Below are 11,635 nucleotides of genomic sequence, written 5' to 3'. Positions count from 1 at the left end.
TTTGAGAGATGAAAAAGGCTGAAACAATGTTTCGGCCTTTTTTGTTTTTTCAGCATTTTGTGCTTCATTCGAATTCTTTTTCTCCATGAAAATGATCAAACCCAGTCCTATTTACGCCTTCTTGTTTATGATCTTGTTGATCTGGTCCTGTTCTTCTGAAAAGAGCTCACAAGAGACCCTATCAGAGGGTCAGAAGGATGAACTATTGGAGGAGCGGATTTTGATAGAAAGTGGATTACAGCAGATCAAGACATGGTCCAATTACTGGAAAGAAAATAATCCTGATTTCAACCTTTCGGCTTTTTCATTAGAAAGAAGAGAATCATTTGAAGAGCTTGAATGGCCGGAAGAAAACCCCATCATTCCGGGCAATCCATTTTACCCTTACCTTCTTCCAAATCCGGAAGGAAAAGGTGTGGTTGACATTTACAGTTACAAAGTCTTTGTACCAGCCGAAGGCAAACCGGGATTTCAACCTGATTCCGAAGTGATATTTTTCAAAGAAAATGGCATGCGTGAAAGGTTATTGTTTATGGGACCATCAGGCGGGTTTGAAGAAGCGGTCTGGGTTAGTCCTGATAAACTTTTGGTAGCCGGTTATTTTGAGGAAGAAGAAGGCATCAGCCCAAAATTATGGCTGATTGATGTGGAAAAAAAACAGTATTCAATTTTTAAACACCCGATAATCACAACAAAATTTGAGAAGCAGGGGTATTTAATATCGAAACTGCGCAATATAGATTTTTGATGGAATTTGATAAGCTGATCAGGAAGCTTGAAAAAGCATTAAAGGAACCTTTACCGGGTAGGGAAGGGCAGATCACCATGGCACCGCTGCCTGTGGATGAAGAGCGGTTTATCCAAAGTATCAGAACAGATTACAGAAAAGGCGCTGTATTGATGCTTTTTTACCCTGACATGCAGAAGCAAGCTTTTGTGCCGTTTATCAAGAGACCTACCTATCCCGGAGTCCACAGTGGACAGATTGCTTTTCCGGGAGGAAAAATGGAGGAATCAGATGCTGACCTTTCGGTGACTGCCCTAAGAGAAACTGAAGAGGAAATCGGAGTGGATGCCAGCAAAATCCAGTTGTTAGGCAAATTGTCTGACCTGTATATTCCGCCAAGCAATTTTATGGTTTCTCCATTTGTGGGATTTACTTTGGAGCAACCCGAATTCAATCCTGACCCGGAGGAAGTGGTAAGGATAATCAATTGCCCCGTAGGGACGCTTTTAGACAAATCCGTTCGAAAAACCGGAATGATACAAGGGAGTGGAGGCTATCGGCTACAGGCTCCATATTTTGACATTGAATCTGAGATGGTTTGGGGGGCCACAGCCATGATGTTGGGAGAGTTTACCTACCTCTGGGAAAAACTGGATTTTTGATTTTTTAGGCCTTTGTGCTTATTGTTGTAAAAAAAAGATATACTTCATGCAGGAAAATGTCCCGTTAATCACCAACGATGCCGTTGTATTTGGAATATTGATGACTGTTTTGGCTTTTGTATTTGCCACATCATCAAGTTCTCAGACATTTTGGAAAAAATTCTACCGGGTGATTCCTTCCATTTTGCTCTGTTATTTTATTCCGGCTGTTCTCAACTCCTTTGGTGTAATTTCCGGTGAAATGTCCAGTCTGTATAAGGTTGCTTCCCGCTATTTATTGCCGGCATCTTTGGTTTTGCTGACCTTGAGCATAGATTTCAAAGGGATATTGAAATTGGGTCCCAAAGCTTTGATCATGTTTTTGGCTGGCTCAGTAGGTATTATCATTGGTGGTCCTTTGGCTTTATTGGTGGTTTCTTTCATTAGTCCCTCTATTTTGGGAGGAGTAGGACCGGATGAAATATGGAGGGGCCTGGCCACCATTGCAGGAAGTTGGATCGGTGGAGGAGCCAATCAGACGGCCATGCTGGAAGTTTTTGGTGCCAGCCCGACCTTGTTTTCACAGATGATCGCCGTAGATGTATTGGTTGCCAATGTTTGGATGGCTGTTTTGCTGTATTGGGCTGCCAAGCCAGGAAGGATAGATCAGATTTTCAAAGCCGATAGCTCAGCCATTCATGAACTTCAGGAAAAGGTGGAAAAGTACCGCGAAAGCATACTCAAAGTGCCCAGCCTTTCGGATACCATGAAGATTTTTGGGATAGGCTTTGCGTTGACTGGATTATCCCATCTTGTAGCAGATTACCTTGCGCCTTATATAGGTCAAAATTATCCTGCTTTAAGCCAATATTCCTTGGATTCCACATTTTTCTGGATTGTCGTAGTAGCTACTACAGGTGGATTATTGTTGTCTTTTACCAAAGCAAGGGAATTAGAGGGAGCCGGTGCTTCCCGTTTGGGTTCAGTTCTCCTCTATGTACTGGTAGCGACAATCGGTATGCAAATGGACTTAATGGCTGTTTTGGATAATCCAATTTTCTTTCTGATCGGTATTTTCTGGATGGTTTTCCATGTGCTGATTATGTTATTGGTGGCTTACCTGATCAAAGCACCCTTCTTCTTTGTGGCGGTGGGCTCACAGGCCAATGTAGGCGGAGCAGCTTCAGCGCCCATTGTGGCTTCTGCCTTTAACCCCTCTCTGGCGCCTGTTGGGGTATTGATGGCGGTTCTTGGTTATGCGGTGGGAACTTACGGAGCCTATCTCTGTGGGCTCTTGTTGCAGTTGGTGCATAATATGTGATGAAAAGGTATTAATGTACCTCTACTTACGCAATCAGGCCCTCCTAAGAAAGAGGGCTTTTATTTTTAGATGAAAATGTGGAGATTAGGTCATAGGAATAAACTCCACTGAACCCATTTCGCGGATTGGAGGTTATTCCCATATGTTTTATGAAAATCCAAAATATTTATGCGTCAGAATTTAGAAAATAAGACCGCGCTGATTACAGGCGGGTCCAAAGGAATAGGGTACGGAATTGCTGCAGCGTTGGTAGCAGAAGGAATGCGTGTAGCCATCACCAGTAGGTCTTTGGCTGCTGCAAAGGAAGCCACGGATGAAATGAATAAAATTGGTAAAGGAAAAGCTATGGCCATTGAAGCAGATGTACGGGATTATACTTCCCAGGAAGCAGCGGTGAAGCAGGTTATGGATGAGTGGGGCAGGTTGGATCTGTTGGTAGCTAATGCCGGAATAGGTCATTTTGCACCTATTGAGGATTTGACACTTGCCCAATGGCATGAAACGATTGATACCAACCTTACGGGGGTGTTCTACAGCATTAAGGCATCTATTGAGGCCTTGAAAGCCAGTCAGGGTTTTTTCATTTCGATTTCCAGTCTGGCGGGTACCAATTTTTTTGCCAAAGGTTCAGCTTATAATGCGAGCAAATTTGGGGTAACAGGTTTTACCCAAGCAGCCATGCTGGATTTGAGGAAATACGGGATCCGCTGTACCACCATCATGCCCGGTTCAGTAGCCACTTATTTCAATAACCATACTCCCAATGAAAAAGATGCCTGGAAAATCCAGATTGAAGACCTGGGCCAAATGGTGGTGGACCTGATGCAAATGCATCCAAGGACCTTGCCAAGCAAAATTGAGGTGAGGCCAAGTATGCCGGCTTAAGGACTGATCTAAAAAAAATCGGCTTTAATCGGCATTTTCAAAAAAATAGATGACCAGCATTCTAACGGGGATTTTATGCTCATTGACCGGGTTGTGTTCTAATCTACCATCAAATAGCATGGAATCCCCTTCATTTAATATAATGGATTGGTCTTTGAAGAGGTAGGTGACACTTCCTTGGATGATATATTTGAATTCAAAGGCATCAGTTGTCACAAAATCCCTTTCTGAACCAGGTTGGATTTCTAGTATAACAAAATCCACTGCTACATCCTTAAATTTTTTGGTAAATATCCTCTCATAAGAATACCCTGAGGCTGGCTCTTTTTCAAATTTTGAGTATTCTTCTTTTCTAAGTACCATTATGGGAGCTTCACGTCCTTCCAGGCTGATATCATTGAAAAAGAAATTGAGATCTACTTCAAGGGCTTTGATGATCTGAATAAGCACCAAAAGTGAAGGTATGGTTCTGGAGTTTTCTATTTGCGAGATGAGTCCTTTGGTGACACCTGCCCTTTCTGCTACATCCTGAATAGTAAAACCTTTGTCTTTCCGGATATTTTTTATTTTCTGGCTTATCTGTACAATTATTTCATTTTCCATTGGATAAAAATAATAGGATTCGGAATTTTTAAAAGTGTTTTTTTACAGTCTATTTACCAATTCTTCCCCCAACCCAAACGAAAGGGTCATTCCTGCACCTCCCAATCCATTAACAATCCAAGTGTTGGAATTCACCTGATGAACAAATTCCGTTGCGCCGTTTGTCATTTTAGGATAGATGCCATGCCAGGATGATTCCAGGGTCCAGTTCTTGAAATCGGCAAATGTCTTTAAAAAACCTATAATTTTTTCATTGATGTCCTGTCTGTCAAATGGATCCAGGTGTAAACCGTATTCATGACTGTCACCTACCGTCAGGTGTCCCTCCCCGTTTTGAGACACCATTACATGAATGCCCAAAGCCAATAGATCTGGGTATTCTTCTTCATAATATGTCTTTAGTTTGGGTAAAGAAGCGGAAACCTGGAAACCTTTATAATGAATAAAACTCAATCCTGCACAAAGTGGAGGGCCGATTCTCCAATTCCCTGGCTGCTTTTGGAGCCGCATCATCTGAAGTTTACATTTAGTGATGTCATTTTGTGCAAAAATTTCAGGATATAGCGTTTCAAAATCAGCGCCACTACAAATCAAAATCAGGTCTGCTTCCCAGGATTGCTGACCAGAAATCACTTTGTTTCCATGAACCTCAGATACAGCTTTATTCCATTCAAAAGAGATTCTTTCAAGGGTTTCAAGGTAAGCTGCAATTTGCCAGATGGCCTGTCTGGGATCTACTATGACCTCATCTTCTGTCCAAAGAGCAGCTTTTAATCCCTCTATCTTTGCGGCTGGGCTTTTGGTTTTTGTTTGTTCAGGATTAAGAATTTCAGCTGATTTTATTCCTTTCATGGAACTGACATACTCATTGATAACTTCTTTTTCAAGATCATTGTATGCCAGATGTATGGCGCCTGTTTCTTCTGCCCAAAAGTTGGCTTTTTTACTTAGTTCGAGCCAAATGGCCCTTGAACGCATTGCTCTTTCAAAAGAGGGGCCTTGAGGCTGTCCTACCGGCCATACCATTCCAAAATTTCTGATAGAAGCCCCAATTGGTTTTGGGTTTCTTTCAATAATTTTTACGGTCCAACCAGCGTTATGTAATGCTCTTGCCGTTGCCAATCCTACAATACCTGCCCCGATTATTATTCCTGTTTTTTTCATGGTGTATTTACGGTTACATTAACTTTCTCATGTTATGATTATAGTGACATTTTTTTCAATTTCATTTTGAAATAAAAATGGGCATATAACATCATTACAATCCCAATACTTAAAAAGAACAAGATGATATTTGCATAGAAATTATACCAACTCATATTTTCCAAAATCCCGAACTGTTTAATGATGACTATTCCTGCTGATCCTAAATACCCGAAGCTGTCGGCCAAATACATTAGAAATCCCACGTTACCAGCGGATCGGAAGGCTGCAATCAAGCGGTCAAAAAGAAGGCAATTGAAGGGGATGTACCCCATATATATTCCTGTTCCACTGAGTACTACCCACTGAAAGGGAGAGATGTAACCGTATTGGAGCAATATGGTGGAAATTACAGTTAGCAATAAGCCCAAGACGATGATCCATTGGTAAAAAAAAAGGGCTTTTTGGTTGTTTTTAACAAGCACCAAGAGGGACATCATGACCAAAAGGAAAAGTGTTATTGGAATTTCAGTTTTAGTCAAAAGTTCTGGATTGACCACAATCTGCAAATCCCCCCAAATTTCCACTGCAAAATTATCCCTGATATCCCTCAATGCAGTCAGGGCCACGTAAACCAAAACCAAAATGATGATACCTGGCTTAAAAGATTTGAAGAATGTTATACATTCAGGCCTTGACATAGGAGTCCTTATAGAGCGTAACTGGATGTCCTCTTTGTCAGGCGGTGGAATTTGGTTCAGCAGTGTTACAGAAATCAACAACAAAGGAACAAATAATGCCCCTGTCAAAAACGGCATCCAATATTCACTAATATGCCATTGATCCATCAGGTATTTCCCTATGGTCTTGACAATTCCTGAAGAAAACACAAAACTTACTGCCAGAATACTGCCCATAATTTCGGTGAACCTTCTTCCTTCCAAATAATGAAATACCAGACCCCAGATCAATCCCAAAGGAAAACCATTAACCAAAAAGCAAAAAATGTTCAAAGGTGCCGGTAGTATGGCAAATCCTAAAAGTCCCAACCAAGAAATTCCGATCAATGTTAAAATTAAAATTGCACGTTTTTCAGACCTAAGTTCCGAAATCATCTTTACCCCATAAAACTTACTCGCCATATAACCAATTGTTTGGGCTAAAATAAGCCATACCTTGATGTCAAAGCCAAAATAATCTTGCCCTTCAAAAGTGGCCGCTGCGAATGGCTTTCTAAATGCATACATGCTGCTGTAAGTCAAAAATGCCATTATGGCAGCAAAAAGACTCATGACCAAGTTGCTGCTTCTTGAGAGTCTTGTTTTTATGTAAGGGATGTTCAGCATGAAAAAATTTTTTTTATTACTGTTTTTCTTTTACGCTTTCTTTCCGAGGTAGCTTTTTCAACAAAGGAAGGATTTCTTTTAGAGAATTGATTATATGCGTTGGATTGTGTTTTAGCAGTTCTTCTTTTGTAAAAGCACCGGTGGTAACCCCTATGCTCCAAAGGCACCCTGAATTATGTCCCTGATTGATGTCCACCTCTGTGTCCCCAATCTTGATCACTTCTTTTGGGTCTGTTATTTTAAATTTATCCATCATTACCTGAATCATATCCGGATGGGGTCTTCCTTTTTCTACTTCATCACTGCAAACTGTAATGTCTATCAGAGGCGTTTCTTTCCATCCCACTCTTTGTAAAATCACATCGGTGATATCCCTACTGAACCCAGTGTCCAATCCCACTTTTATTCCCATGGCATGTAATTCTTTGAAAACTTCCTCTGCATCATCCATATAAGAAATTCCAGGCGCATTTCGGTAAAATTCTATCATATTGTTGACAAAATCACTATGGATCTCTGAAACCAACTCATCGGTGATCATGCTTTGGTCATTAACATGCTTAGCAACAATCTCTCTTATAGCAATTGGTTTTGGGTAACCCATCTTTTCTTGGGCCTCTTCTAAAGACACTTTCCCAAAACCATGTTTTATAAATGCTTTTTGAAAAGCATCAGCCACATTATTTTTGTCCTTAATTGTGGTTCCAGCCATATCAAAGACTGCCAGTTTTATATTTTTCTCCATTGGATACATCTTAAATTGTTTAGTAAAAATAAACAATTTTTATTATTTTATTTGAAATATATTTTTGGATGTAGACGATTTAATTATCCTATTTCCCCTTAACGGTTTATCTTTTTAAATATTCGAAATAAATCCTGTTTTTTATGATTGTCGATCAAAATTATAAGGGATTATTTTATTTTGTTTAAAGCATATTTAATTTAGTATTTGTAAACATTATAAACATGAAGTCTGAACTGTTTGAAATCAGTAATAAGGTAAATGAGGTATTTGCCCTCTATGAAAAACACGGAAAAGAGGATTATATAGGAGAGCCTGTATCTCAAATTGAACATATGTGTCAGTCTGCCCAATTGGCAGAAAGCGAAGGATATGATAAAGAAGTAATTCTTGCTTCTTTTTTTCATGATATTGGCCATTTGTTTGCTCTTGATAAGCAAATCGAGAATATGGGAGGATTTGGTGCGGTCAGGCATGAGCTTTTAGGAGCTGATTATTTAAGGGCAAAAGGCTTTTCTGAAAAAATTGCAAGGTTGGTAGAAAACCATGTACAGGCCAAAAGATATCTAACCTATAAATTTCCTGAATATTATTCAAAACTGTCGGAAGCAAGCAAGAAAACCTTGGAATATCAAGGTGGTGTAATGAGCCCTCAGGAAGCAGAGGCCTTTGAAAATAACGAATATTTTGAACTTTCACTGAAAATGAGAACATGGGATGAAATGGCCAAAGAGGAGAATATTCCAATTCCTGATTTAAGTAAATACAAGAAGTTGGCATTGGAGATTATTTCTCAAGGGTAAACTTGTCTATAATTACCCCATCAATTGAATGTGCCTCAAAGACCAATTTTTGATGGTCTGCTGTAATTTTTCCAAAGTGATGTTTTCTGATCACCCTATCCATTAGGGGAAAATCCTCCATTTCGTTTTCCGGTTCAAGACTTCCTCCTGCACCACCGACTATGAGGAAGCCGGTTTTTCCTTTTTGATGGCCTAAAAGCAATCTTTCATAGTCGTGGGTGTGGCCTGAAATCACTAAATCTATCATTCCAGATTCCCAATAGGGCTTTAAAAGATCCTGAATATTTTTTTCTCCATGGTATCCTTTCCAGCCTTGGCTAAAGGGAGGCTGATGAACTAAAATAATTTTCCAGGGTGTTTTCTTCCAGATTTCTGATTGGATAATTTCTTTAAACCAATTGTATTGATCCGACCCTTTTTTAATATCAACAGGGAAATTTTCATTTGGATCTAATCCGACAAATACGCAAGGACCGCTTTTCCAGAATCGGTAATTTGCTTCAGAATTGGTTTTTAAATAGTGTTTGAAATTTTTTGGCACCCAATCATTATAACTACCGTCATAGTCATGGTTGCCTGGAAATAGATAATGAGGGATTGGTAGTTGATGTAATTCGTTGAGAAGTTTGATATAATGCCAGTAGTTACCTCCATTTCCAACTAAATCACCTATACCTACAGTAAATTGTGGATTTTGCTTTTTCATTTGCACTAATATTTTTGAAAAATTTTCCCAACCACCCTGACTGTCGGACCAAACAGTGAATAAGGCTTCTTGAGAATGATTATTGAGTTCTATTTTAAAAACAGGGGAAATGCTTTGGCTCATTTCAAAATAGTAGTATTGAAATCCCTGAGATGGAAGGATTGCACTGTAAATACCATTTTCCTCTTTTACTTCTTAGCTTTCCGTGATAGTGTTGGGTTTATGGCCAAAATGAAGTTTTGCTTTTTTGTTTTTTTCACCTATCCATCTTAGCATCAATCTGTCGTTTTCTATGGGGAGGATTACCGGATCATTGAACCAAATGGAGTAATCATTCCTCTTTGGTGGTAAACTTCCTCCAATCCAAAAATTATCCTTAGCTTTTTGGATAAGCTTTGATTCAGAATTTCTTTTTTTCTCCCTAAAAGCATCAAAAGTTAATTTATCAATCCAATATTCCTCCTTTAATCCTCCAGATAAAGCATTATTCATAACCCTGATTTGTAAGAATCTTGTATTTATTGGATTTTTTTCGATTGGAAAATACAGCTCATGGTTTTGGAGAACCTGCTTTCCATTTACCCATAATTGAGCTCCATCATCAGCCCGGATCCAAAGATAACCTTCATCAAGTTTTATCTGATTTGAATACCAGATGTTGCTGTTTGGGAAAGGAATACGGTGCGGAAGCACCGTATTTTCTGAAAATGAGAAGTCTGGGAAATTTGGGTCTTTGCCAGGAATTGTGTCCCAGCCATGGAATACCCACCCCTCAGTTAGCATAGTTTTTCTATCCAGTGGGATCATAGATTGGATAGAAATACTGCTGAGTGAGTCTATGTAGTCAAAAGCTGACCTGGAATAATTTTGCTGGAAACTCACTTGATTACATGAAATCAGAGTAAGAATTCCAAGTATTAGCTTTAGGTTTCTCATTTATTTTCCCATCAAAGCTGGAATTACTTCTCCTGCTTTCTCTTCCGGATATTTGAATCCCAATAACTCCACCAAAGTCCTTGCAATCTGCATGGCATAATACTGGCTTTCTTTTTTCACTTCCCCTAATGCTTTTGTGTCAGGTCCTAAGGCTGCAATCCATATCTCATCAGAATTCGGGGTATTTACTGAATGCCTTAAATCCGCAGGGCGGATTTAAAAAAAGCCGAAAAAGTGGCTGAATTTATTCAATTCAGGCTTTTCCGGCTCGTTTTTTTTCACTTATTTAGATGATACCACTCAAACTAGATAAGCGGTATGAAAATTACGAATTCGACAGAAAAAATCACACCTTTCGGAGGTTTTAATTTTGTTTTTAACTCTTTCAAAAATTCTGGTCTCCCAGAACTCATTGATAATCAATTGGGGGTTAGAGCCTTAAGGGGAGGGTTTTCATACAGTGACATTTTCGCCAATCATATGGCTATTTTCTTTAATGGTGGCGACTGTACTGAAGATATCAATGTTCACTTGAGAGACGCACTTGAACAGGTCCCTTCATTTTCAGTATGCAGTGCCGATACAATTCTGAGAGGTATCAAAGAGCTTGCTGTTGATACAGAACTCTTTATAAATCCGTCCAGTGGAGTAAGCCATGAATTTAATATCAATGGAAAACTCAACAGCTTGTTGTTAAAATCAGCTTGTAAGACCGGATTACTCAAGTCAGGTGTTGCTTACGACCTCGATTATGACAACACCGTCATTCCAACTGAAAAGTACGATTCAAAAAAGACATATAAACACGTCTATGGATATCAGCCAGGTGTAGCTTCCATAGCACATCCTGAATTTTCACAGGCCATTCCTGTGTACGTAGAGGGCAGAAATGGCAACAGTCAGGCCAAATATTTGCAGGCTGATACACTTACACGCATGTTTGGGCAGCTTACCAATGAAAATATCCGTATCGGAAGGTTCAGAGCCGATTCAGCATCCTATCAGGAAGAAGTTCTCCGCACACTGGAAGCACATACCGAAAGCTTTTATATACGGGCAAACAGATGTGCCAAACTGGATAATATCCTTGGAAGTATAGCCCCTGAGAAGTGGCAGAAAATACGTTTGGGTGTACAGGAAATGGAAGTTACTGACCTATCCGACTACAAACCTTTCGGTAAAGACAGGTCTTACAGGCTGGTCATTACCAGAATCAGGCGTAAAGACGGGCAGGCAGATGTGTTTAGTGGAGATGCATTTACTTACAGGGCTATTCTGACCAATGAACATACATCGTCCAATGAAGCTGTTGTAAGGTTTTATAACGCCCGGGGTGCAAGCGAACGCTTGTTTGATGTACTCAACAATGACTTTGGCTGGTCTAAGTTGCCCTGTTCGTTCCTTGCAGAGAATACCTCCTTTATGCTTATGACGGCTATGTATGCCAATTTTTACACCTATATCATTGGAGAGTATTCCAGAAAAGTTGATTGGCTTAAGCCTACCGACAGGCTCAAGAAGTTTATCTTCAGATTTATCACTGTTTCAGCCAAGTGGATAAGAACGGGAAGAAGAGAAGTGCTCAAACTGTTCACGAGTAAGGATTACAAGCCGATTTTGAACTAAATTCAGATAAAAACCCCTCAGGAGCTCAAAAAATAAAGATTTACAGGGAAGAGGTATGCCTTTTCCATTAAAATTGAGGAAAAAAACCGTCCATTTTATCCTCAAACCTAAAATCCATTGTCTCAAAACTATGAACACTCTTCAATCAAAGGG

General features: G+C 39.7%; 12 protein-coding genes. 6 read left to right on the top strand and 6 right to left on the bottom strand.

Annotated elements, in window-relative coordinates:
* Window positions 1-85: 85 nt before the first annotated feature.
* From BC751_RS16915 to BC751_RS16900, 4 genes are all read left to right on the top strand, one after another.
* A complete protein-coding gene (locus BC751_RS16915; RefSeq protein WP_242617510.1) occupies window positions 86-748 on the top strand; it encodes a bifunctional isocitrate dehydrogenase kinase/phosphatase in 663 nt (220 codons plus the stop codon).
* Window positions 748-1,389 carry an NUDIX hydrolase gene (locus BC751_RS16910; protein ID WP_130276674.1) on the top strand — a complete coding sequence of 214 codons (642 nt, stop codon included), beginning with the start codon at window positions 748-750 and terminating at the stop codon, window positions 1,387-1,389. Before BC751_RS16915 ends, BC751_RS16910 begins: the two co-directional genes overlap by 1 nt.
* A gap of 46 nt (window positions 1,390-1,435) precedes the next feature.
* Window positions 1,436-2,689 carry a DUF819 family protein gene (locus tag BC751_RS16905; RefSeq protein ID WP_130276673.1) on the top strand — a complete coding sequence of 418 codons (1,254 nt, stop codon included), beginning with the start codon at window positions 1,436-1,438 and terminating at the stop codon, window positions 2,687-2,689.
* Between the two features lie 168 nt (window positions 2,690-2,857).
* Entirely contained in the window at window positions 2,858-3,574 is a 717-nt protein-coding gene (locus tag BC751_RS16900; protein WP_130276672.1) for an SDR family oxidoreductase, read from the top strand.
* Window positions 3,575-3,598: 24 nt separating this feature from the next.
* Here BC751_RS16900 and BC751_RS16895 read toward each other — a convergent pair whose 3' ends face one another.
* From BC751_RS16895 to BC751_RS16880, 4 genes are read right to left on the bottom strand one after another with little or no spacing between them, the layout of a single operon-like run.
* Entirely contained in the window at window positions 3,599-4,177 is a 579-nt protein-coding gene (locus BC751_RS16895; protein ID WP_130276671.1) for a helix-turn-helix domain-containing protein, read from the bottom strand.
* A 42-nt stretch (window positions 4,178-4,219) separates the two neighbouring features.
* Complete coding sequence (locus BC751_RS16890; protein ID WP_130276670.1) at window positions 4,220-5,341, bottom strand: TIGR03364 family FAD-dependent oxidoreductase; 1,122 nt, start codon at window positions 5,339-5,341, stop codon at window positions 4,220-4,222.
* A 38-nt stretch (window positions 5,342-5,379) separates the two neighbouring features.
* Window positions 5,380-6,666, bottom strand: a complete 1,287-nt coding sequence (locus tag BC751_RS16885) for a DUF5690 family protein (protein WP_130276669.1) — start codon at window positions 6,664-6,666, stop codon at window positions 5,380-5,382.
* A gap of 16 nt (window positions 6,667-6,682) precedes the next feature.
* Window positions 6,683-7,411, bottom strand: a complete 729-nt coding sequence (locus tag BC751_RS16880) for an HAD-IA family hydrolase (protein WP_130276668.1) — start codon at window positions 7,409-7,411, stop codon at window positions 6,683-6,685.
* Between the two features lie 224 nt (window positions 7,412-7,635).
* Here BC751_RS16880 and BC751_RS16875 point away from each other — a divergent pair, with 224 nt between their 5' ends.
* Complete coding sequence (locus tag BC751_RS16875) at window positions 7,636-8,214, top strand: phosphonate degradation HD-domain oxygenase (protein WP_130276667.1); 579 nt, start codon at window positions 7,636-7,638, stop codon at window positions 8,212-8,214.
* Here BC751_RS16875 and BC751_RS16870 read toward each other — a convergent pair.
* Together BC751_RS16870 and BC751_RS16865 are read right to left on the bottom strand one after the other, a co-directional pair.
* A complete protein-coding gene (locus BC751_RS16870) occupies window positions 8,198-9,043 on the bottom strand; it encodes a metallophosphoesterase family protein (protein ID WP_130276666.1) in 846 nt (281 codons plus the stop codon). The two genes, BC751_RS16875 and BC751_RS16870, sit on opposite strands and share 17 nt — an antisense overlap.
* Before the next feature lie 72 nt (window positions 9,044-9,115).
* Window positions 9,116-9,856, bottom strand: a complete 741-nt coding sequence (locus BC751_RS16865; protein ID WP_130276665.1) for a hypothetical protein — start codon at window positions 9,854-9,856, stop codon at window positions 9,116-9,118.
* A 318-nt stretch (window positions 9,857-10,174) separates the two neighbouring features.
* Here BC751_RS16865 and BC751_RS16860 point away from each other — a divergent pair, with 318 nt between their 5' ends.
* Window positions 10,175-11,482, top strand: a complete 1,308-nt coding sequence (locus tag BC751_RS16860; protein WP_130273823.1) for an IS1380 family transposase — start codon at window positions 10,175-10,177, stop codon at window positions 11,480-11,482.
* Window positions 11,483-11,635: the final 153 nt, after the last annotated feature.

It is taken from the genome of Cecembia calidifontis (genome assembly GCF_004216715.1).
In the GTDB taxonomy this organism is placed as follows: domain Bacteria; phylum Bacteroidota; class Bacteroidia; order Cytophagales; family Cyclobacteriaceae; genus Cecembia_A; species Cecembia_A calidifontis.
Note: the sequence above shows the minus strand (reverse complement) of the source record. Positions and strands in the feature narration are given on the sequence as shown.

Coding starts and splice junctions, on each gene's coding strand:
- BC751_RS16870 (WP_130276666.1), bottom strand. CDS start 9,043: ATGAGCCAAAGCATTTCCCCTGTTTTTAAAATAGAACTCAATAATCAT.
- BC751_RS16905 (WP_130276673.1), top strand. CDS start 1,436: ATGCAGGAAAATGTCCCGTTAATCACCAACGATGCCGTTGTATTTGGA.
- BC751_RS16865 (WP_130276665.1), bottom strand. CDS start 9,856: ATGAGAAACCTAAAGCTAATACTTGGAATTCTTACTCTGATTTCATGT.
- BC751_RS16915 (WP_242617510.1), top strand. CDS start 86: ATGAAAATGATCAAACCCAGTCCTATTTACGCCTTCTTGTTTATGATC.
- BC751_RS16910 (WP_130276674.1), top strand. CDS start 748: ATGGAATTTGATAAGCTGATCAGGAAGCTTGAAAAAGCATTAAAGGAA.
- BC751_RS16885 (WP_130276669.1), bottom strand. CDS start 6,666: ATGCTGAACATCCCTTACATAAAAACAAGACTCTCAAGAAGCAGCAAC.
- BC751_RS16860 (WP_130273823.1), top strand. CDS start 10,175: ATGAAAATTACGAATTCGACAGAAAAAATCACACCTTTCGGAGGTTTT.
- BC751_RS16890 (WP_130276670.1), bottom strand. CDS start 5,341: ATGAAAAAAACAGGAATAATAATCGGGGCAGGTATTGTAGGATTGGCA.
- BC751_RS16880 (WP_130276668.1), bottom strand. CDS start 7,411: ATGGAGAAAAATATAAAACTGGCAGTCTTTGATATGGCTGGAACCACA.
- BC751_RS16875 (WP_130276667.1), top strand. CDS start 7,636: ATGAAGTCTGAACTGTTTGAAATCAGTAATAAGGTAAATGAGGTATTT.
- BC751_RS16895 (WP_130276671.1), bottom strand. CDS start 4,177: ATGGAAAATGAAATAATTGTACAGATAAGCCAGAAAATAAAAAATATC.
- BC751_RS16900 (WP_130276672.1), top strand. CDS start 2,858: ATGCGTCAGAATTTAGAAAATAAGACCGCGCTGATTACAGGCGGGTCC.